Raw genomic sequence first — 20,283 nt, forward strand, 5'->3', positions numbered from 1 at the left:
CATACATCATGAATACTAGCTAAAGCGTGTGTGCCACACGCAAACTTCAATGCCTCTCGCTTTCTTTCCCTGTTTTTTATATCATATAAAAAATAACAATAGAAAAAGCAGAAGAAAATGAAGAAGGTAAACGAGGTTCAATTTTATCAAAATGGTAAAGTTCAAGTACCTATAGCCATAGGTGTCAACAACTTAGATATTAGCCAAGATACCCTCACATCCACTCTCAAGAGTTTTGAAGAGTTTTTTGCCATTGAACTGGCAGGTGAGTACTTAAGATTTAGTGCAGACCGCTCGGAAACTTGGGACTACGTTGATGAAGGACTCGGCACACACGATTTCCCATCCGAAATTGATGATTTCACACTTGAGTGCCTGAACAATGGTGAAAGCAGAAGAATCTCTGTAAACAACATTGATGTTTTGAATCTGGATGAAGAAGATGAGCCATACTTCCATAATGGAGGCGTTAGGGCAGAGTGGATTGATGGGAAGCTTGACCGAGAAAAATGGCTCTATCTGGTTGAATCGAGACCTGATGAACCAAAAGAGGGAGATAAGCCATTCATTGCCGCGATCATGACATACGCTGCTGCTTTCAACCAAAAGGCTTACCGTCCGAACTGGCAATCTTCCGATCAATGGAACTGGGATCTGATTAATGAAGATCACCCGTCATTAGATACGCTACGAAATATCAATGAGGCTCAATATTCAACCCCTATGGTGGTAGATGTTCCATTTGATGAGGTCAGATATCAGTTGTTTAGAGATCACATACACAATCAATATCCACACTTGGACATCAATTTTCTCGATTCCATTAACCAGGCAGTATTGAAGCTTAATGAGAGAATTGCTTACGAGCATGATACCGACAAGTTGGCAGAAAAATTTCTTTCCGTAATATCAAAATTCGATAAAGAAACTCAGAAAAACATGTGTTCTTTCATCAACAAAAAGAGCTTCAATGAAGCAAAATCTTTTGTTAATAGCTCACACAAGCGTATTTTTGAGCCAGAGTTACCAGAAGTGTCTGACAGCGCCTTAACGATGTGAACTTCACTTTAGACAAAAAAAGAAAAACCAGTCATAGACTGGTTTTTTTCATAATAACTGTTTAAGAGTGATTCACAACGCAAATGATATAAAAGCACATAAGACTTATACATCGCTTGTAGGTTCTGAATGTTTTTTATTATACATAAACTGTTCGCGGTGTAAAGCATTATTTGGCTAAGGTTAACAGCGCCTTGAGGTTCTAGAGTGATAAATCACCCATCCCTCTACCGATCTTGTTCAAGTTATCCTCTAAATGCTTAGCTAGCATGTTTCTTAAGCTTTGATTGTCACCCGTATCTTTGAGCAGATCCATAAGGTTATGCACCTTTGTAGCAGAACCAGACATAAGGGAATCGATCAAATGACTCCTGAAAGGAGTTTTAGGGTATCTGGTTAAAGTAGATGTAGTAGATTTATCAAAACCAGGGAATCTATCATCAACCCCCTTAATTTCATTAATGGCTGACATAACATCTGTAAGCACTATATCCGCCCTTATTTGATCAGCTTTAGGTAAGTTTGGATATTGAGCCATAAGCTTGAATAAGTTTTTACTACCAACCATAGAGCAGCCCAGCGACTCTGGAGCATCACCTATCGATTGATAGTAAGATGTGTATCGAAACAGGGCATTTGGAAAACCTGTGAGGGTATGGGCTTGCGTGGTTAACTCATATGACTGAGTATCTCTGTTCAAAACAACTACATTTTCAGACAAGCGCTCTTTGCGGCTCATTTTATCCAGATACTGACTAATCTCTTGCTGATGCTTTGTTAGCTCTTTTTTGAATAGGGCAGAAATAACATCGGTACGCGAATAACCGTAGTTAGCAATTAAGCTTATAGCTTTATCATGATCGCCAGACCTTAGCGTTTCTCCGATTGCTTTATCCATAAACTTTTCTTCAATGACTTGCATTTTATGGAGAGCATCGAAATCCTTGAGAGTGAAACTAGCAACAGAATGATTCTGTATAGAGTCAGATGCTATCCTTTTCATCGCGATCTTGCCAATCTCAGAATTGATGATTTTCTTGTTCATCAAGTCTTGTATTGCTACTGGTGAGGTAACAAAGCTTAACATTTCTGAATCCATAAATTTATTTGGCAGGCTTTCTAGTATCTTTACCGACTGCTCATAGGGGAGAGTATTCATTGCGCTTGATAGAAGCTTGCTATCTTCAATGGTAAGGTAATCAGACCATGAGGCAGCAATATGCTTTATCAGTAAGCTATCACGCATCTCAAGCGCTTCTACGAGATGTTCATGCACACTTTTGTCTGACTCACTAATCATTCTGTAGAATGGGGTAATTTCATTTACCGTTACACTCATGGGAATTGCGGAATTAGGGACTAAAAATTCGCTTTCTGAAGAAGAGATAAGTTTACTAACATCAAGTACGTCTGAGCGCTTAAACTTTGCTGAAACAACTAAGCCGCAATAACCAGTCACAAAATCCTGTCTTTGTTCCATAATCTGTTGAGCGTTCATGATTGACTCGGTAGGAAAGTTAGACATTTCAGAATGAGCAAACTGTGATGCAGAATCAACATCCAATGAAAAACTAGCGATTAGTGCGCCTTTTGTAAAAATATTGCTTTCGATTCCTGATAGCACATCATCTCTTATTTCTTTTGTTAAACAGTTAATGCCTCTATGCAAAGTAATGACATCATCCGTCTCTTGCCCCTCAATCATTTTTAGCTGTTTATAATCAGAAGCAGTTAGGAATACATCGTTTTGACTATATTGGTAACTGGTAAGTTTTGATATTACTTCATTCATAATTGAATACTTTTTTGTTTTTAATATTAAATGATTATATCAAACTAATTTGCCTTGCAGTAGGGTTTCTGATACCAGCCGTTAAAACTTAAATTAAAGTGGATATAATGACATTTTATTGGAAACTAATATCAATCTTCAATTTTATTTTGACAACACTCAAATTAGAAAGTACGATACCATCAAATCAATCGAACAGTGTTTTATTGGAATAAAAATGAAAAGTATAAAATTTGAAAAAAACGCAATCATAAAAGAATTCATGCCGAGCTACCTATTCGGATGGGGCATTTTTTGTCTATCTATATTCACATTCTCCCTTATGTCATTTGGAAACAATAGCTTTTTTACTGACATCATATTAAATGTATTAATTGCATGTGTTGGTGCTGGACTTTTGATTTGGTCTGTAAGTGAGGCTGTCAACGGGTTTAGATTCATATTGTCAGATGAACTTAAAATAGATAAAAGTGGAGTAGAGATTGAATTACCAAAACTTACAAATTTTAGAGACTCATCAGATTTTAATTTTGAAGTAATCAATGATGAATTGGTAGTTTATAAAGACGTAATTAAAATAGCTCATTTTGATGAAACAATGGCGAACATTGGGTTTGAATGTAAAATACTAGATGAAAATGATAATGAGATCCCTATAGTGATTAGCTGTTTTCAATCTAGAACGTTCAATTTGCTTGTTTATCCTAAAAACAGATCTGATCTAAAAAGGGCTAAGAAGATGATAATTTCATCAGAAAAAGAACTCATTACAAAGATAGATTATGTGAACAATGTAAGATTTTGATTTTCATTTATGGTGATGTCTTATTGATGAACAAGTTACCTTATTGAGATTATTAGCAACATCGAAACCATTGATCAACTAACGATTGTCTAATAAAATAAGTCACTTACAAAGTTAAAATGGTTGTTGAAAATGAAGCAAATTCCAGATGAGTTCACGCTCAAAACAGGTAGGTACTATGATTTCGAACAAGCTCTTTATTGCTACCTAACAGAACAAGATGGCGAAGACGCAGTTTACTTCATCGTAGACCCATCAAGAGGAATGTCATACGAAATTCGAGTTCCTCTTAATCTTCATAGCAGCGATAAGGAAATCAAGGAAAGAGTATTAAAGTCATTCATGAATGATGATTACGTTGGTTCACCAATGAATTTTCAGCAAAAACTAACTAAGTTTGGATGGCGAAATCATAAGGAAAAACTCTAGTTAATAGCGAACGCTAATTTTCAATAAAGGCAGCATTTTCAATGCTGCCTTTAAATTTAAAATCATCAAGTGAATTTATTTCAACTTCCTAAATGAACATGTGAATAGGTCGGTTGAATCATAATTTCATCTATCAATATAAGTACGCATATATGTAAAAAAATAAAACTGTTTGCAAGGTGTGTTATTTGCTAAAATATATACAGATAAGTAGAGTTATAGGTTTTATGATGAGTGACAAATTAAGGTTTAGGGTCGAAGCTATTGATGGAAACTTCGAGCGTGAATACGATACAGTTGAAGAATTCAAGAATAAAGAGTTAGGTCAGTACGTTGGCTTAAACTCTTACAGTATGACATCTTCTGATGGAATTTGCGTATATTACCCAGCAGATGATTACACAAAAAAGAAAATTGAAGATTACCAATCCGCATCAATCGCAAACGATCTCGCAAAAAACTATGAGAGAAACACACAAGTCATCATTGCCAATGCTAGCGGCTTAGGCTTTGCAAATCTGTACAAAATGCAAAAGCATATCGAGAAAAATGGCAATGATAGTGAATACTATGTTGAAACTGACTCTGGAAGGTTCTTTATTGAATCTAGAGATGATGGCTCGTTCTTTAAGCCTTTAGAGCAGGGTAGACACTTCAACATATATGCGGCGAAAAAAGACCAGATCATTGATGTGTTTAAGAGTGAGAGCTTAGGGTTTGGCGTTAAGAAGAAAGAAGGTATCAACTCTTTCCTAATTGATCCGAATACTATGCTTATACAGGACACCACGAAGACACACACTTCCATTGAATCAATCAAGAATGTTAAAGCTTCAAAGGAAAATGGTGTGGTCTCAGTTATTCGCTCTAGCTTTTATGATGGGAATGAAGATACTCCTGGCACAACGCACAAGTACACACCTGCTGTTATATCAGTCGATAGAGATACATACTTTTCAATTCTGAAAGAGCACTATCCAGAGTATGCGCGTGAAAGCGAACGTGATCAATTTGATTATGATGAACACTATAATCTAGAAACAAATACGTTCGGATACGTTTACGATAAAGATTTCCCAATTGATATCAGCAAAGTTAATGGTTTTAACGCCAAAATACTGAAAGATAAAGATACCACTATGGGTGAGGTAATCTTGGTTACTAAGGACTTTCTAGATGAAATCCATTCTAATGATGCTCAAGGTCTGACAGTGAGTATGTATGATGGTGATGTATATTTAGAGCTAGGTAAGGCATATGAGGCAACTGGGTCAACCTTTAGCGCCAAGCGCTCATTCGCTGAAATACCGACAACTCATTTCAAGAAGATGAAGCCCAAAGAAAATGATTTAGATTTTCTCTTCTAATCCAGAAGCGCTCTTAAGAGCGCTTTTATTTTTAACCAATATCAGAACAAAAGTAAATTCAAATCCTACAGTAGAACTCAATTCCGTTGCTTATATTGACTTTTGATAAATCCACCCATAAAATTAATTTGTTTGAAAGGGCACGAAATGCATAGCTCACTTAAAAAGCCTCAGCTACCAACTGAGGCTTTTTACATATATCGTGAAACTCAATTTAAACCCTGAATATCGATAATTACTCTTCCACAAACGAACAAGTAATAGTGTCTTTGGATTGTTTTCGAATATTTCCACCCGCCAGCATTGAAAGTAAATGCATGGTATCAACAAGATCTTCTAAGCTACTCATTTTAATCTTTTTCTTGGTTCCATCAACAACCTCTAATTCTAACGAAAAGCTAATGGACATAGATCTATCTGACGTTTTTGCTAAAGGTTTCGCCTGGATTATCTCTGAGATTAAGTATGGTCGTTTACCGAATAGAAGTGTAATTTGCTTTGTCGAACAAGATACACTTGCGTCTGTACCAAATCTCTTAGTTTCTACGTAGCTTCCTCCTGACGAGTTAAAAGAGGTAATTTGTTCATCTAAATCTTTATGATTCATCTTTTGCGCGAATTTGGTCATGATGGTTAGACAAATCCCTGCGAAGACACAAAACAAAACCACGGATAAAAATATATAGTCTTCTGTCATATTATTCATAATATAGTCTTTTTATTTGTTTAATTAATGAAGCCAACATTAATCATAACTTATGAGGCTATGTAGACAATAACTGCGATCAATGAAAGGGCTACAAGGATAATAGAACCTATAAGCGTCATATCTTTATCAAATGCTTCAGTTTGAGCATACTGAGACTCAAGAATCGAATCATCGTCTCCAAAGCTTATAAGCCCACCAGACCAGCCTGCTATTGCTTCTGGTGCTAAAACTAAAGCAGGGAGTAGGATACCAAACAGTAAACTATATACAGTTAATTTTGCATACAAATACTTCCTGTTCTTCTTTTCAATCGCGCCAATTTTTCCTTTGTTAAGAAACATAAGAAAAGCAAAGAAGACTAGTGAACCAATTAAGTAATAAGTTAGAAATTCCATTTTGTACTCTCAATTTTTATTTTTAATTAATTATACGGTCAATTCCTTTAAAAACAACTCAAATTGACTGGCTCATTAATCACTTACTAAACCGCATACTAATGAATCAAGGGTAGCTCAAGGCTACCCAATACCGATTGGTCACTTTCTTCTCTGATTCGTGCCGCTTGTGTGAGCAAAGATAGAGCTTGATATTGCAGCAGTTACACTGAAACACCTAACTAGACCCAAATAGTGTGTTTACTACAATTATAATTGTTAAATGAATTGAATAACTTTCTTTATGCTTGATAAAATAGAATTAAGAATTAGCATTGAAAAATAAACATGAATAAGATAATCAAAGCTCTAGAGAGCAGGCTTAACATTAAAGTTTTAAAAGAAATCGGCTCAGGTCTACAAGGAGTAGCTTACGAAACTGATGATGGTAGAGTATTAAAAATAACAAACTCTTTTTCAGAGGCGCTTAATTCAAAACACTTAATGAATGAACCCTCACAGCATACTGTAGAGTTTTATGATGTCGGTAAGCTCATCAACGACAAATACTATATCCTTCAGGAGAAAGTTGAAACGGATATAGCTCAGCAATTATTTGAGGATTTGATGGAATATGCTGAAGACCAATTCAATTACGACTTTGATTCAATGTTAGGATGTGAAACAAAGGCAGATATAGACCTCTCCGAAGAACACGCTATATTCTTCGAATCAATACAAATGGCATTAAGGGATTTGGCTTCAAAAGGCATTTATTCTTTTGATTTAACTGAAGGAAATGTGGGTCGAACTACAGACGGTAGATACGTTGTATTTGATATCGAGACTGAAGACTATGAGCCTACATTAGAAGATTTCGCATACATGAACAGAAATCAAAATGTATATAGAGAGTGCTCACATAGCCCAGGCTTTTGAATACAAGGACTGCATTTGCAGCCCTTTACTTTTTTGTATCGACTAGGTGCGAGATTGGCAGAGCAGGGCATCTGCGGGTTGTGAGCAATAATTGCAGGTCACAGGGATAAGTGCTAAAATATTGAAAATATTAAAAAAAGAACCACTTATGAAAAACAAAAATCTATCATTAGAAATTGCAAGTGATATATTATCCTTAGATAAGGATAGAATGATAAATGCTATCAATTTAAAAAATAGTAATATTCCAAATTCTTTATTTAAATACAGAGATATTAATGATTTCTCACTAGATAATCTGGAGAATGACACATTATGGCTTACTGGAGCTGACAGCTATAATGACCCATATGATTCCACTGTAAGTTGGAGCTTAGAAAGTCAAGTCGGAAACTTAAATTTTATAAACAGCCTACTTGAGAATAAAGAATACCTAAATGATGTTAAATTTGAAGAGGTAATAGGATCAAAAGACACCTTAATGGAATGCATGGGTTCTTTGATAAAAAAAGATGATGTTGGTGAAATGAGAAAAGCTCTAGGTTTAATGAAATCAGAGATTATTGATGCATATCATTACATTAGAATCATATCAAGTAAAAATAATAATATTATTGATACAGCTATGTTCGATGACTTTGAGAAAAAATTCATTGATTTGATAAATCAAATATATCATAAAACTTTTGGTTCTATGGATGATATAGATGAATTGTGCGATGAAATTTGCAACATGCTATTTTCTAACATGCTAAATCAACAGCTAGATATAAATGAAAAATATAACGAGGTCACAAAAAAAGAGTACAATATATGCTCCTTGAGTGAAGTTAATGATTCCATATTAATGTGGTCACATTACTCTAATAATCATAAAGGTTTTGTAATGGAATACGACCTTACGCAAGAAGGCTCAATAGTCAATGACCTGTGGCCTGTTGTGTACAGCGATCATTTATTTAAATCTAATGCCATGCTGGAAAGCTATCTAAGATACGGTACTATTAATCCTATACTTTTTGTTCTAGCATCACTGTATAAATCCAAAGAATGGAAGTACGAAAGGGAATGGAGGATTATAGAAATAGATAGATCTAATTCAAAGACTCCTTACAATAGAAAAGTTCCAAGGGCTAAAGCCATATATTTAGGGGCGAAAATATCACCTGTTTATGAAAGGATCTTGAAAGATATCGCTAAAAGAAAAGGGGTTCCAATATACAAAATGGAACTTTCTACATCAGAATTTAAAATGACATCAAAGAAAATATAATTCAGTATTGGATTGGTTTGACCACAAGGGCTGCTAGAGCAGCCCTTTCTAACGTTTGGGGGTTGTGATAGCCAGATCAGGGAATCTGGCGGGTTGAAGGCAAGGGTGGTAAATATCCACTATTCAACTTTAACAATTGGGAATCCTTCTTTAGAGTAATCAACGCAATGCCCTTTATAGCCGATTATTTCAAAAATAAGCCTATACATAAAATAGTGACACATATGCATTCTAAGCATATCTTTTTTTAGAGTAGCATTGTCGTATTCCATTACAGTCGAATGAAGTTTTTTATTTCTTACCTTAGACCATGTTTTTGCAAGTTTCGTACTAATTGCAATTTTATTACATATTTCAACTGCAACAGTACTTGGTGACTTTCTCTTCATACTGGATAGTCGTGAGAGTGCATGTTCTCTTGCTTCGCATTTTTCTATCGATTCAACAGCCTCAATTATCCCGTCAAGACTTGTTAGATAATCTCTGTCGTCTTTTTCAAACATGGTCTGAAAATAACTGTCTATTAATCCTTCTATTTGAGCTGAACACGAGTATAGCCCTGAATGAATACTTCTTCGATTGGTCATTAATGAATCATGCCAGCGTGGAAAAACGCTATCATTATTTTCGAATTCTAGCTCCAATTTTCGCACATATGATTCAATGAAGTTTTTAGCATCTTCATTATTGTAATAATAACCCAATATAGGAAATAACGATTGAGAATCAATATCATTGTTTTTGGAATAGATTTTTTGGGATGCTCCTTCCAATACGTAAAGCTCAGATGAAATAGGGCATATCTGCTTCCCCAATAGCATACTAATAGGCTTATATATACAGTTAGATATCTTGTCTATCAAGTCTGAACTTTCAGATTGGATAAATACCTCTACAAAATCTGATTTAATATTAATTAATGCCATTGATTTTCCGATTTTTACATATATCTTATTAGGGCGCAAATTGGTTGAGCTGAAGCACATTATTGACTTAAATTCAGCTACATTATTAGAAATTTGAATATCCCTCTTAATCATAGTTACTGTTGCGAAGAGATTACTTTTGTCGTTTATGTTGTTTTTCAAACCTAATCTTTCAGCTTTCCAATTAACACCATTGTGATCAGTCGCATACAAGTCAAAGTATTCATGTTCGGGCTTAATAAACCCAACACTATTAAACTCATTCTGTGTGAAGTTTGGATAATCATTTGTAAGGGAGTTGGCTGTTAATTGAATGACACCATGTTCGTCTTGCTTCAATGTACCCTTAGCGATAATTGTTATTGGGGGCGATTTTTCTCTTTGTATAAGTTTAATGTTGATCAGTTCAAGATCTAATTTTTTGGATTGAATTTCAGATATTTGCATTTGTCTTTTTTTTAATTTATTGGCAATATCGCATTATACAATATATTTAGAATAAAATATAACAATTATAAGGAATAATTCTCTTAGTAGTTAATGAAACAATACAGGCTTTACGAATAAGAGCGTTCTTTGATTCGTGTGTTCTTAATATTATTGCCGAACATTTCAGGGTATATTTTCTATAAAAGTAAAAGAATACTATCAGCATAAGCCGATAAATGGGGTTATCGGCTTTAAATAAAAGCTCATAACATTATGATTTATTGATGTTTTTGCTGGTATGCATTTATTGTGCCAAGTGCGTATTATATAGATTATGTTAAACGGGCTGTGATTTGCGTTACATAATCAATGCAACAGAATGTAATCACAATTATAACCCGCCCCGCGTACTCGTAAGTCATTGAATATTAAGGCAATTTAACATAAAAACGGTAATCTGCATTTTTTGCAGATTACCGTTTAAATCTATTTCACTAAGATGTGTTAAAGCCCCATAAGCAGCTTAAAATGACTAAAGTTAGTCGAATTATGATCGCCGTTAAACTCAATGAAATTAACAGAAAAGCCATCTGCCATTAGAGCATCCTTAAAACTCACCGCAGATTCAATGCTGAACAACTGATCTTTATTTCCGTGAATCAAAGTAAATTTAGTATTTCTAGCTAAATCAGGAGTTTCTAATAACTTATTTAACGAGTTGTAATCCTCTAATAGAATTGAGTTTATGAGGCTTTTCAGACCTTTTGATTCTGTTACTGCTACCGACAAGTCTGAGAATCCAGATTGGATTATTACATTACTCACAGCAGAAGGATTTTGAACAAAAAGCTCTATTGCGTGAGCTGAACCAATAGAACGCCCCCATAATATTAACTCGCTCCCATCATAATGTTGCTCTAGCCATTTATTCGTTGCCTTTATGGAGCCTTTAAGACTAGGAAATCCATCGCTATTACCGTATCCAGGATATTCAATCATAACTATATTGTACCCAATCTCTCTGGACAGGTTTTTAAAGCTCCAAGCATAGTCGTCTACTAACTCCATGTTTCCATGAAAAAAGACAATGAGTGGCTTTGACTCATCTCCTTTAAAGTAGAGAGTTTTAATCTGATTGTTATCAACCACAATCTTCCCAACAACCATGTTTTCAGAGCTGCTAAGTTCGTACTCTTGAAGTGATCGGAAATACGCTGGGTAAATCGCAGCGTTTTGCAGTAGAAAAATCAATGCCATTCCAAGTATTATGGAAGAAGCAATGAGTGCAGCTTTAACTTTCATAATAAATTACCCACTACTACATTAATTAGAATGGTGATACTTTTAAGCAGACAGTATCAATATCTCTAGGCAAATCATCATCAAACAAGAACTTAACTGTACCCACATATGACTGACCATCTTGCTTGAAATCGGATAGTAAAGCACAAGGATGCCAATCATCAATCGCCTGACTCATCGCACTATATGACAACAAAAGATTTGTATCTGATACCACCTTAAACTCATACTTAGTCAAAAATGTATCTATACCAAATACATCAGCATCAATCTTACGTGTGAATTCAATTTCAATATCTACTTTTTTGAAGTCATCTTCAGATAGTGGTTTATTTACCGAATCTTGTTGGTTTACACGGCTAGCAAGCCCCTTCAACATTTGCTCAATTTCAGTAATTGAACTCTCTGCATCGTCGCAGTCGTATGATGATTCACCTACGTAACCTTTAGCTATCTCATTCACGTTACAGTCTTGGCATTCCAAAAATGCTTGTTCGCTACGAAAGATTTGATCTTTTCTTGATTTGCTCAACTCATCGCGAAGTGCATTCATCGTAAAAACTAAACTTGAAAGTCTGGCTTTAATCTCTTCTCTTCGCTCAGCAACAAGTTTAGCTTCTCGCTCTCTTTTTTCTCTACCTTGTAACTCCCTAATGTAGTCCATTATATTGATGGAAATTACAATTACGAAGAATGCAATGACAAACGCGCCAACTATAGCAGCTACATCTAATAACCCCAAAACCATATCTAAATTCCTCTATTTCTTTGAGTGTCAGGCATACATCTCTATGTAAATAATCCCGTCACTTAATTTATTTATTTTATTCTTTCAGTTAAAATAGCATGATTAATTAAACAAATAAAAAAGTTCATTATGGAAAATTCGGAAAAGTTTAAAAGAATAGTCGCGAAACATCTTGTAGGTAGCTCGGTAAAATGTTTAGACCATCGTAAACAATTAACGAATGGGGAATCTATAACATTCATGTATGGAAATAGTTATTCTGCTAGCAGGAAATTTACATTAGTTCCAGAAGGTAACAGTCTAAAACTCAAAACTGGCAAAAACACATTCGAGCATGTCGTAAACTTTACGCCATATGATTCTATTGATGAAGAATACTCTGAAGCATTTAATAAAACATTAACAGAGGATGGTTTTGCGATAGATGAAGATCTTATGGACAGATATTTTGAGCGATTCGAAGACTAGGGTGTCGTTAGATACCCTTTTAATTAAATGCCATAGGTCGTATTGGTATGAGCCGCTTGTTGGGTATAGTCATTAGTTCTTTCATTATTAACCCAAACACTTGAGTTCTCTAATTCAAACATCATGTCATGCGTAAAACCATCAAAATTGTCCACGTAAGCTATCATTCTCTGTTGCTTAACATCATTGATGGTCAGCTCCCCTAACCCCTTTTGTAGCAGCTCTCTTGACGCTTCTACCTTATCATTTTTAAAAGCCTTATGATAATGTTCGGTATTAGCTGACAATTCAGAAGCTATCGCTATCCAAGATTCATTTCCGCTCTTGTTAACTGCATCCAAGAGCGCTGAAGCTGCCTGGTTAATTTTTTCCGTTTTACCACTAGGACTTGATTTGTGTATATGCTCCAAGAACTGTTCAGTAACTAAACCGAATTCGAACTGTTGATTGACTCTATCCAGGTCATCCTTTGTTTTTACACGGTCTACAACAGTTAATGAATGTTCTACAAAATCCCTATTAAAGTCATAATCAATGACTTTAGTAGCTATAATCTCAGCCATTTTTTCAATTTCAGAGTTTGTTAGACGATGAAATTGTTCAGGGTCTTTATTGTATAGTGACTTCACAAAAGCCAAGCTAGGAACTGTTCTGTGCGTAGGGTTATGATTCCCTTCGTTTTCGATCTCTTTATTGTGAGCACGGACAACGGCTTTCCTGTCTCTGATCGCTTCATTCAAAAACTCATTAATGAATTCCTGGCTAGCACCAGACTCATGAAGTACATTGATGGTCTTTGCGCTCCCAATTACATCTGAAGAGTTTTCGAGCATGTATAACTGCTTTTGAGAAAAAATGAGCTTTGCTGCATCAATTGCGCCTACTTGCTGGTGTTCTACTGAATGACCAGCTTCATGCATCATTACAAACAAAGTCATCGCTCTTGCAATATCTTCGTTAACGGGGTTTTGCGATCTGAAATCTTTGTATACAGCCTGATTAATATATGAGTAATTGATATCCGCATTGAGTGGATTAGGATCTTGAATATGCCTTGAAGCAAGAGACTTTTCATCTTGGAGCATATCCTTTAGCATCCTATTCCAATCATAAACATCTGGGTCAATACCAAACTCACTCAAGTCATTTCGAATTCTGTCTGATGCATCTTTATCATGACTGAACTCAAACACTACCACTTTATCATCATACAATGGGTGCTTATATAAACCACTTTTACTATGGTCAACAATATCAGCAAATGTGTTGCCGTTCACTTCAGCAATTTGCTTTTGACCATAACTCATATCGATAGAATCCTGAACACTTTGCATAGCAGGTGACGCACAGCCTGCAAGAGCCATTGATGAAGCAAGTGCTATTGCTTTCATTGCTCTCATAGTAAGAAAGCTTGAGTTTCCATGCTCTATGCAAACACTATCTTTCAAAACCCCTAACAAGTTTTTTGTTGAAATTTTTGCCATAGCTATTTCTTATTGTTTGTATTAATTAAAATTTAGAAAACTTCGTTTTCACGACCAATTGGGCTTATTCTGTATGCTTCTTCAAATTCTGATTTTTCGTTTAAAAACGCTATTACTAGATATTCGATTTCATTAATTTTAGGGATTAAATGACTTTTGATGCCTTTAAGGACTAAGGTTTTTGATTTTGATTGTGATATCTCAGATGGCTCTATGAAGAGATCTTCATTTTCAAGTCTGAAAGCATAGCCATCAAGATTGCATTTATGCTCTGAAGACAAACCAAAAGTAACAGCAAATCTAGATTCGAAAGCTAAGAAGTCTGTAATTTTATTTTCCATTTTCAAGATCTCTTTATTTAATTTCTTTGATTATGCCGTAATCAGGAAAAATGATCCATCAAATGGGGTCTCAATCATTGAACTCACCTGAGAATAAAAAAGAATAGGCTCCCTACCCTTACTTAAAGCACTCATTGGTATCAAATGACACTGTATATCTTTGAATATGACTCGGAATTGTTGTTCCATACCAAGAAGAATCATACTCATACTTGATTACATTCTTTAAAGTCCCTACAGTAAATGAACATCCAGACTTGTATAAGTTTTCATATTCCATAGCGCCGCTCTTTTTATGCTTAGCTGTATAAATCAGCTCACCATTCAGGTATAGCTTTTTCATTATATGGCTAGTTGTCTCGTTAGACTCATAAATGGTCTCACCTTTGTATCCTTCAGGAACGCTTTTATAGTATCTGTCATTACAAATTGTTAGCTCTGCCATTTTTCCAGCAAACATTGTGTATGTTGAACTTGTCGCACAATTTATTGGATTAATAGCAGAAAGATACATCTGCTGCCCTGTAGGAAAAGTATCTTCTGGGGGTTGAGTTGGAGTTCCTGTTGACGAGGCAGTACCAACGATTATTTTTGTATTTACACTCATTAAGTCATTGTCAGCAGTGGCACTGAAAGATAACGCTATTAGTGAAGCAATAAGTATTTTTTTCATATTAAAATCTCTAAGGTTTGATCAAAATGTTTATTCATTAATATTCGTGCAACAAGGGACGCGAGGATCTAAATCTGATTTATTACAATATGGTATATAGACCTTCCTGGTTCCGTCTTCATACAAATGCACTTCTGTTGACTCTTCATTAAAATAAAAGTCGTCTTGCTCATTTGCCTTTTGACATATGTGGTAGGATTTTGGATCTTCCTGATCTAGAACTTTGATGTTCATTTTCTCATTTCTTTGCCAATCAAGAGGTAATTTACTTAGATATTGGTCATCGACCAATAAATTAAGGTCAAAATTATCATTTATTTCATTACCATTTGACGTGTATAACTCCAGTGCTGCTAGAACTTGTGAGCGCTCATTTCTGACTTTAGCCGCTTCAGCCTCAATTTGCTGCTCCTTGTAAATTTGACCTCCATAGAAGACGCCGAAAGCAGAAAGAACAACAATCAATGCGATAGCCAATATTGATATTATTAGATTAAACATTTCATTCTCTTTAATATTATTTATTTTTATTTTTATATTTATTAAATTATAAGCCCATTAATATCATAAGAGAACAATATTCCAATTTTTTTCTACACTTGAGTTAGTTTTGACCCAAAAAATCATTGTTAAAACTAACTCCATAATGTACAATTTTCTCGAAATCTAATTAATTAAATTTTAAATACATAAGTAAAAAGGAATAATAAAATGGCACTTAAAAAAGCACATGCTACCGCACTTGAAGATCTACTTAATCTTGCAAATCGCTTCTACAAGTTTTCTGGTGATGTTAAAGGTGTTGAAAGCGAGTTCAAAGCTGACTTCAATGAACTGATGGAAGAATCAAACACAAAAATCACTCTTGTAGAACGTGATGGTAAACTTGAAGCTGATGTTGTAGAGCTACAACGCGACTTTCTTAAAGTTGTACACAAAAACGAAGAAAACATCTCCATTAAGTCCAAAACCCTTGGCGTGGAAATTGAAGTTAAGGTTTGGCGACAAGATAAGTTTGAGCACACAAACGAACAAATTCGCACAGCTCTCCTTCAACTAGCTGACCAAATCGAAATCATCCCTACTGAAGCAAAAGATATTGATGAAGATATCTTGATCAAGGGCATCGACTTGTTCAAAAAGACTGAAACAGAATCTGAAGATGAAGATCTGCATGAGGAAGAAGAAGTAGAAGCTGAAGAGCTTGAAGAAGACCAAGATGAAGATCTGGAAGAAGAAGAGCAAGAAGAACTTGAAGAAGAGTAATTCCTCCTTGTTATAAGACTTTATACTGAAAGGCTCGAAATCAACATTTCGAGCCTTTTAATATATATTTTACATTAAGATATACACTCTATTTCTTTTAAGTCTAAGTCTAACTCAATAAAAACCATTAGCACCCTGTTTTAGTAATTATTAGTCGAGCAATAAGCGCCAGTAGTGCTATAGAACCAAGAACAATCAAGACTGGAAGGAATGGAACCATGAAAAAGGCTAAGAATAGAAATGTCACGCTTACAATTAACAACCAGTTAGCGACCTTTCTAACCTTAGATACCTGCTTTCCGCTTTGCTCGTCATCAAATGCCTCTTCTACTTGTTGCACCGTCTTGTCACTTACAAATTTAATTTGCTTAGAAAACTTTTTGCCAATCTTATTAATGATAAAAATTAAAATCGCTGCTGTGATGATAGAAAATGAGAAAATAATCCCTAAATTTACATAGTCTTGGCTGGTAAGATTCGAAAACATATAATTCTCCATTAATTAAGGCTAGCACCCTGCTAGCCTTTGTATTTACTTTATATTAAGTTTATTTTTTTGATTTAACATCTGAATCTTCATCATCAAAATCATGCGATGAGTCTTCTCCGTAACATTCTTCTGGTTCGTCTGCTTTAGGCGCTACAGAAGCAAAATCAATCTGCTCAGCTTTCTCTTGATACTTAATTGAAATTCCACGGTAAACACCTTTCAATTTGGTAACAATTAGCTCTTTCAAATGAGCAACCAAATCATCAGAAACATGATAGATAAAGCTAGGTAAGAAGCCTAGAATCCAACATGCAATTTTTTCCTTGTTTGAAGTGATCTTCATTTGCTCTTTGATTTTTTCTGCTTGTGATTGAGCTTGAGATACACAAATTTCACCTGATGAGACACTTTCTTTCAACTGTTCTAGCTTTTGAATTGACTCAATATTGAGTACAGCATATCTAGATCTTGACCATGCGATACCAAGCGCCAAGTACCCCACTGCACAACCTAGAATCTCATACCAGGCTAAATCGCTAGTACAAGCGAGCAGAACAAAACCGAAGAAAGACAGGGCTGCGGTTGTTTTTAGGTTTTCACAAAATGCCATGTAAATACTAAATACAAAGAGAACACCAAATATGACAAATGGCATTGCAAAAAAACCAAGTAAGGTTTCCATAGATTTTTCCTTTTTTATTGAAGATTTTTATGGAGTGTATACTCTGATCCAGCGCAATACAATTAGAATTACAAATAAAAAGCCCCTTTCGGGGCTTTTTTGTTTAGACCTTAATCTTAGAAGTTAAGTTATTAAGGAGCATTTTCAAACTATCTTGCGATTGCTTTTCAGGTATTGGCTCTTCAGCATAGTCATCAAATGCAAACTTTTTAGAAATAAATCCTATTCCTTTTTCAGCTTCGCTTTCACTTGCAACTACGTTCTTACCACCAAGCCTTTCCAGCTCAATCAACGTATTAGAAACATCAACTTTTTCGCCAGCACCTTGCTCGACAGTCTTCATTAGCCTTTCAACAAATGAAGTTTCAATGCTTTCAACACTTTCCCTAATAGACAAATCAGGACGGTTTTGCTCTTGAACAACGTCAAGGTATCCTGACTCCATCTCTTCAGCAATTTCTTGTTCTTTAGTTTTGACTTCAGGAGAAGATTTCTCTTGCCCTTCACTCATCACCTTGCTTTTCGCAAGATCAAGAATCTCTTTAGCAGATGGTTCTTTTTCCGTACTAGATGAAGGATTCGCTTGCTTAGCTTCTGATGGCTTAGAAAGCTTCTCTTCTGCTTTAACCTTATCCTTTGAAGGTTCTACTTCTTTTGCCGCAACAGGCTTAGCTTTCGCCTTAGGAGCCGCTTTAACAGCAGGTTTAGCTGTCTTCGGAGTATTATCCTCTAGAGATTTAGCGTTAAGAATTTCATCACGCATAACTTCTCTTAACTCATACGTACCAATAGCCATTTGAGCTGAATCTGAAATTGATAGTTTGTGGTCAATACACATGTTCAAATCAGAAATTAACTGTACGATACCAGGGTCAGACTCAAGATCACTAAAGTCTTGCTTTTCTTCTTCTTCCCACAGTCTCTTAAGTTTTTGGCAAGCATTGTTGTACTTATCCAAAATAGCTCTAGAAGGCTTATCAACCATCATAAACTTGTTTAGCTTGGCTTCTTCAACTTCATGAGGATCCGCAAAGTATAGAGAGCATCTTTCTAGTTTATCACCATTGATTACATGAGCTTTACCAGGTGGCTGCTGAACCAAGTCGCGAAGACTCATACGTTTAACAAGCTCAACCTGAGTATTCTTCATTTGTTTGTACAGAGCACCAATAGCAGCATCATCTTTTCCTTCGTGACCTGGAAGCCTTGCTAAATAAGCCTCACCTGCACGATCTTGCATAATTTGAAGCGTCTCTTTTGGATCTTCAAGTTTCATGCAGACTTTTATATTGGTATTCGCAACTGTTGCAGCAGCTTCTTCTTCTGATGCTTTCTTTAGCGACTGATAATCCTGTCCAGCGAACACAACCGACACCCCCAAAGATCGGGCTTGGGCGGCAACGACCGCAAAACCTTTTACCGCATAGTATCCGTATTCGTCCATTATCATTATGAATGGTACGGCACATTTAGTAGGCTTCTTATCGATAACATTTATCTTCAGACCTTCAAGCTCATCACCAAGTGCTGGAGCCAAAGCTGAACGAACACCAGCCACCACTAACTTGCCTAATCCTGCAAGCGCATCAGGGTCTTTCTCTAAACTTGGCAGTATTACAAACAACACTCGACGGTTAAACACGACATCTTTATAATCAACTTCGCCAAGCTTAGCTGAGAAGATATGACCATACGTTTCTGCCAAATCTGCCATGATTTCAGTAAGTTGCATCGTCAGATAACCATGCTGTTCATAGGCTTTTTGTTCAATTGTACCCATTAAAGCATCTTGCTCTTTGTAACCTGGCAAGTCTTGAAGGTATTTTTGGATGGAATTTAGAACACTTGGCTTGAAGTCTTCACGCATAGAAAGTTGCACAATCCTATCGAGAGGCATGTGGTCACGGATGGTGTCGATATCCAGATTTATCTCTCCAGAGTTCCTCATAGCAGTTAGTGCTTTAAGAAGAGTTCCTAACATTGATGATGCGCGACCTTTCCACATATCATCACCACCACCATCACGCATTAGACCTACAACCAATGATCTGAGCTGTTCTGAGGATCCGTGAGCAAATGGGTTTGAAGTATTGGATTTACGCTTAAGAGACGGTTTACCATCCATCGTCGTGTCTTCTTCACCTGTTAAGTAGTTAATAACAAGCAAATCATCGACTTTATCGACCTTTCTACAGAAACTGAAAACGAGCCACCATACGGTATTGTCCCCTTTTCCGTCCACATATAGGCAGCCTGATCCGAACATCATGCTTTGGTATAATACCCCCAATAAGAACCTGGTCTTTCCGCTCCCTGTAGTCCCGAACACGAGCATGTGGGTTCTCAAATCATCATCTGAGAACCATAATGCGGATTTATCTATGATTGAGTTACCTAAGAGAAGAAGACCTTTACCACTGCCCTTGAGCGGCTTTTTCTTATCGTCTACAGCAGAGATGGGTTCATGAAAGATATACTCTTTCACTTTTCGTTTTTGATATGGGTAATACATCATTGCCAAAACAAACAATGCTTCAGCAAGTATGACATTTCCCATTATTGGAGCAGCTAAGATAAGCAATCCAAGACCTAGCATTACCTCACCCGAGTTGTTATAGGTAAGATCTCGGAAAGATTCCATTGTTGTTCTGGTATCTTTCTTTACTAGTCCTGGTTGCAAATCTTCGTTTGCAGTTACACCATGAACTTGTACACTCATTATTATGC

General features: G+C 35.8%; 21 protein-coding genes. 8 read left to right on the top strand and 13 right to left on the bottom strand.

Annotation, left to right across the window (positions count from 1 at the left end):
- Nucleotides 1-117 precede the first annotated feature (117 nt).
- Nucleotides 118-1,059 carry a hypothetical protein gene (locus tag R7P80_RS02200; RefSeq protein ID WP_241619761.1) on the top strand — a complete coding sequence of 314 codons (942 nt, stop codon included), beginning with the start codon at nucleotides 118-120 and terminating at the stop codon, nucleotides 1,057-1,059.
- A gap of 202 nt (nucleotides 1,060-1,261) precedes the next feature.
- Here the strand turns inward: R7P80_RS02200 and R7P80_RS02205 are convergent, their stop codons facing one another.
- The gene (locus tag R7P80_RS02205) at nucleotides 1,262-2,851 is read right to left on the bottom strand and encodes a hypothetical protein (RefSeq protein ID WP_241619763.1); all 1,590 of its coding nucleotides are present in this window, start codon (nucleotides 2,849-2,851) and stop codon (nucleotides 1,262-1,264) included.
- Nucleotides 2,852-3,068: 217 nt separating this feature from the next.
- On the opposite strand from R7P80_RS02205, the gene R7P80_RS02210 reads away from it, so the two are divergent.
- From R7P80_RS02210 to R7P80_RS02220, 3 genes are all read left to right on the top strand, one after another.
- Nucleotides 3,069-3,656, top strand: a complete 588-nt coding sequence (locus R7P80_RS02210; RefSeq protein ID WP_318096646.1) for a hypothetical protein — start codon at nucleotides 3,069-3,071, stop codon at nucleotides 3,654-3,656.
- Nucleotides 3,657-3,788: 132 nt separating this feature from the next.
- Complete coding sequence (locus tag R7P80_RS02215; protein WP_045592931.1) at nucleotides 3,789-4,085, top strand: hypothetical protein; 297 nt, start codon at nucleotides 3,789-3,791, stop codon at nucleotides 4,083-4,085.
- A gap of 230 nt (nucleotides 4,086-4,315) precedes the next feature.
- Nucleotides 4,316-5,452, top strand: coding sequence for a hypothetical protein (locus tag R7P80_RS02220; protein ID WP_256430274.1), 1,137 nt, complete (start codon nucleotides 4,316-4,318; stop codon nucleotides 5,450-5,452).
- A 235-nt stretch (nucleotides 5,453-5,687) separates the two neighbouring features.
- Here the strand turns inward: R7P80_RS02220 and R7P80_RS02225 are convergent, their stop codons facing one another.
- Together R7P80_RS02225 and R7P80_RS02230 are read right to left on the bottom strand one after the other, a co-directional pair.
- Nucleotides 5,688-6,158 (bottom strand): hypothetical protein, encoded by a 471-nt coding sequence (locus R7P80_RS02225; protein WP_318096647.1) that lies wholly within the window; start codon nucleotides 6,156-6,158, stop codon nucleotides 5,688-5,690.
- 50 nt (nucleotides 6,159-6,208) lie between these two features.
- Complete coding sequence (locus R7P80_RS02230; protein WP_318096648.1) at nucleotides 6,209-6,556, bottom strand: hypothetical protein; 348 nt, start codon at nucleotides 6,554-6,556, stop codon at nucleotides 6,209-6,211.
- 327 nt (nucleotides 6,557-6,883) lie between these two features.
- On the opposite strand from R7P80_RS02230, the gene R7P80_RS02235 reads away from it, so the two are divergent.
- On the top strand, nucleotides 6,884-7,474 hold the full coding sequence (locus R7P80_RS02235) for a hypothetical protein (protein WP_318096649.1): 591 nt from the start codon (nucleotides 6,884-6,886) through the stop codon (nucleotides 7,472-7,474).
- Nucleotides 7,475-7,622: 148 nt separating this feature from the next.
- Nucleotides 7,623-8,747 carry a DUF2971 domain-containing protein gene (locus tag R7P80_RS02240; RefSeq protein WP_318096650.1) on the top strand — a complete coding sequence of 375 codons (1,125 nt, stop codon included), beginning with the start codon at nucleotides 7,623-7,625 and terminating at the stop codon, nucleotides 8,745-8,747.
- A 119-nt stretch (nucleotides 8,748-8,866) separates the two neighbouring features.
- On the opposite strand, the gene R7P80_RS02245 is transcribed toward R7P80_RS02240, so the two are convergent.
- From R7P80_RS02245 to R7P80_RS02255, 3 genes are all read right to left on the bottom strand, one after another.
- Nucleotides 8,867-10,120, bottom strand: coding sequence for a hypothetical protein (locus R7P80_RS02245; RefSeq protein WP_318096651.1), 1,254 nt, complete (start codon nucleotides 10,118-10,120; stop codon nucleotides 8,867-8,869).
- A gap of 486 nt (nucleotides 10,121-10,606) precedes the next feature.
- A complete protein-coding gene (locus tag R7P80_RS02250) occupies nucleotides 10,607-11,404 on the bottom strand; it encodes an alpha/beta hydrolase (RefSeq protein WP_318096652.1) in 798 nt (265 codons plus the stop codon).
- 25 nt (nucleotides 11,405-11,429) lie between these two features.
- The gene (locus R7P80_RS02255; RefSeq protein WP_116921182.1) at nucleotides 11,430-12,152 is read right to left on the bottom strand and encodes a hypothetical protein; all 723 of its coding nucleotides are present in this window, start codon (nucleotides 12,150-12,152) and stop codon (nucleotides 11,430-11,432) included.
- A 129-nt stretch (nucleotides 12,153-12,281) separates the two neighbouring features.
- On the opposite strand from R7P80_RS02255, the gene R7P80_RS02260 reads away from it, so the two are divergent.
- Complete coding sequence (locus tag R7P80_RS02260) at nucleotides 12,282-12,620, top strand: hypothetical protein (RefSeq protein ID WP_038129023.1); 339 nt, start codon at nucleotides 12,282-12,284, stop codon at nucleotides 12,618-12,620.
- 23 nt (nucleotides 12,621-12,643) lie between these two features.
- Here the strand turns inward: R7P80_RS02260 and R7P80_RS02265 are convergent, their stop codons facing one another.
- The 4 genes from R7P80_RS02265 to R7P80_RS02280 all read right to left on the bottom strand — a co-directional run bounded on the left by R7P80_RS02265 (nucleotide 12,644) and on the right by R7P80_RS02280 (nucleotide 15,619).
- Nucleotides 12,644-14,104 carry a hypothetical protein gene (locus R7P80_RS02265; protein WP_318096653.1) on the bottom strand — a complete coding sequence of 487 codons (1,461 nt, stop codon included), beginning with the start codon at nucleotides 14,102-14,104 and terminating at the stop codon, nucleotides 12,644-12,646.
- A gap of 32 nt (nucleotides 14,105-14,136) precedes the next feature.
- Complete coding sequence (locus tag R7P80_RS02270) at nucleotides 14,137-14,445, bottom strand: hypothetical protein (RefSeq protein WP_116921180.1); 309 nt, start codon at nucleotides 14,443-14,445, stop codon at nucleotides 14,137-14,139.
- A 118-nt stretch (nucleotides 14,446-14,563) separates the two neighbouring features.
- Nucleotides 14,564-15,118 (bottom strand): hypothetical protein, encoded by a 555-nt coding sequence (locus R7P80_RS02275; RefSeq protein WP_318096654.1) that lies wholly within the window; start codon nucleotides 15,116-15,118, stop codon nucleotides 14,564-14,566.
- A 30-nt stretch (nucleotides 15,119-15,148) separates the two neighbouring features.
- A complete protein-coding gene (locus R7P80_RS02280) occupies nucleotides 15,149-15,619 on the bottom strand; it encodes a hypothetical protein (protein ID WP_116921178.1) in 471 nt (156 codons plus the stop codon).
- A 210-nt stretch (nucleotides 15,620-15,829) separates the two neighbouring features.
- On the opposite strand from R7P80_RS02280, the gene R7P80_RS02285 reads away from it, so the two are divergent.
- Entirely contained in the window at nucleotides 15,830-16,384 is a 555-nt protein-coding gene (locus tag R7P80_RS02285) for a hypothetical protein (RefSeq protein WP_116921177.1), read from the top strand.
- A gap of 127 nt (nucleotides 16,385-16,511) precedes the next feature.
- Here R7P80_RS02285 and R7P80_RS02290 read toward each other — a convergent pair whose 3' ends face one another.
- The 3 genes from R7P80_RS02290 to R7P80_RS02300 form a co-directional block, all read right to left on the bottom strand.
- Nucleotides 16,512-16,871 (bottom strand): hypothetical protein, encoded by a 360-nt coding sequence (locus R7P80_RS02290; RefSeq protein WP_116921176.1) that lies wholly within the window; start codon nucleotides 16,869-16,871, stop codon nucleotides 16,512-16,514.
- A gap of 61 nt (nucleotides 16,872-16,932) precedes the next feature.
- The gene (locus tag R7P80_RS02295; RefSeq protein ID WP_241619772.1) at nucleotides 16,933-17,556 is read right to left on the bottom strand and encodes a hypothetical protein; all 624 of its coding nucleotides are present in this window, start codon (nucleotides 17,554-17,556) and stop codon (nucleotides 16,933-16,935) included.
- A 103-nt stretch (nucleotides 17,557-17,659) separates the two neighbouring features.
- Nucleotides 17,660-20,275: a TraM recognition domain-containing protein gene (locus tag R7P80_RS02300; protein WP_241619774.1), complete on the bottom strand. Its 2,616-nt coding sequence runs from the start codon at nucleotides 20,273-20,275 to the stop codon at nucleotides 17,660-17,662.
- Nucleotides 20,276-20,283: the final 8 nt, after the last annotated feature.

The sequence above is a fragment of the Vibrio sp. 2092 genome (genome assembly GCF_033339635.1).
Taxonomy (GTDB): Bacteria; Pseudomonadota; Gammaproteobacteria; order Enterobacterales; family Vibrionaceae; genus Vibrio; species Vibrio alginolyticus.

What these genes read in the sequence shown, in the direction of transcription:
- R7P80_RS02230 (WP_318096648.1), bottom strand. Translation starts at nt 6,556, where the DNA reads ATGGAATTTCTAACTTATTACTTAATTGGTTCACTAGTCTTCTTTGCT.
- R7P80_RS02275 (WP_318096654.1), bottom strand. Translation starts at nt 15,118, where the DNA reads ATGAAAAAAATACTTATTGCTTCACTAATAGCGTTATCTTTCAGTGCC.
- R7P80_RS02285 (WP_116921177.1), top strand. Translation starts at nt 15,830, where the DNA reads ATGGCACTTAAAAAAGCACATGCTACCGCACTTGAAGATCTACTTAAT.
- R7P80_RS02295 (WP_241619772.1), bottom strand. Translation starts at nt 17,556, where the DNA reads ATGGAAACCTTACTTGGTTTTTTTGCAATGCCATTTGTCATATTTGGT.
- R7P80_RS02225 (WP_318096647.1), bottom strand. Translation starts at nt 6,158, where the DNA reads ATGAATAATATGACAGAAGACTATATATTTTTATCCGTGGTTTTGTTT.
- R7P80_RS02260 (WP_038129023.1), top strand. Translation starts at nt 12,282, where the DNA reads ATGGAAAATTCGGAAAAGTTTAAAAGAATAGTCGCGAAACATCTTGTA.
- R7P80_RS02280 (WP_116921178.1), bottom strand. Translation starts at nt 15,619, where the DNA reads ATGTTTAATCTAATAATATCAATATTGGCTATCGCATTGATTGTTGTT.
- R7P80_RS02240 (WP_318096650.1), top strand. Translation starts at nt 7,623, where the DNA reads ATGAAAAACAAAAATCTATCATTAGAAATTGCAAGTGATATATTATCC.
- R7P80_RS02205 (WP_241619763.1), bottom strand. Translation starts at nt 2,851, where the DNA reads ATGAATGAAGTAATATCAAAACTTACCAGTTACCAATATAGTCAAAAC.
- R7P80_RS02220 (WP_256430274.1), top strand. Translation starts at nt 4,316, where the DNA reads ATGAGTGACAAATTAAGGTTTAGGGTCGAAGCTATTGATGGAAACTTC.
- R7P80_RS02200 (WP_241619761.1), top strand. Translation starts at nt 118, where the DNA reads ATGAAGAAGGTAAACGAGGTTCAATTTTATCAAAATGGTAAAGTTCAA.
- R7P80_RS02210 (WP_318096646.1), top strand. Translation starts at nt 3,069, where the DNA reads ATGAAAAGTATAAAATTTGAAAAAAACGCAATCATAAAAGAATTCATG.
- R7P80_RS02270 (WP_116921180.1), bottom strand. Translation starts at nt 14,445, where the DNA reads ATGGAAAATAAAATTACAGACTTCTTAGCTTTCGAATCTAGATTTGCT.
- R7P80_RS02265 (WP_318096653.1), bottom strand. Translation starts at nt 14,104, where the DNA reads ATGGCAAAAATTTCAACAAAAAACTTGTTAGGGGTTTTGAAAGATAGT.
- R7P80_RS02290 (WP_116921176.1), bottom strand. Translation starts at nt 16,871, where the DNA reads ATGTTTTCGAATCTTACCAGCCAAGACTATGTAAATTTAGGGATTATT.
- R7P80_RS02300 (WP_241619774.1), bottom strand. Translation starts at nt 20,275, where the DNA reads ATGAGTGTACAAGTTCATGGTGTAACTGCAAACGAAGATTTGCAACCA.
- R7P80_RS02235 (WP_318096649.1), top strand. Translation starts at nt 6,884, where the DNA reads ATGAATAAGATAATCAAAGCTCTAGAGAGCAGGCTTAACATTAAAGTT.
- R7P80_RS02255 (WP_116921182.1), bottom strand. Translation starts at nt 12,152, where the DNA reads ATGGTTTTGGGGTTATTAGATGTAGCTGCTATAGTTGGCGCGTTTGTC.
- R7P80_RS02215 (WP_045592931.1), top strand. Translation starts at nt 3,789, where the DNA reads ATGAAGCAAATTCCAGATGAGTTCACGCTCAAAACAGGTAGGTACTAT.
- R7P80_RS02250 (WP_318096652.1), bottom strand. Translation starts at nt 11,404, where the DNA reads ATGAAAGTTAAAGCTGCACTCATTGCTTCTTCCATAATACTTGGAATG.
- R7P80_RS02245 (WP_318096651.1), bottom strand. Translation starts at nt 10,120, where the DNA reads ATGCAAATATCTGAAATTCAATCCAAAAAATTAGATCTTGAACTGATC.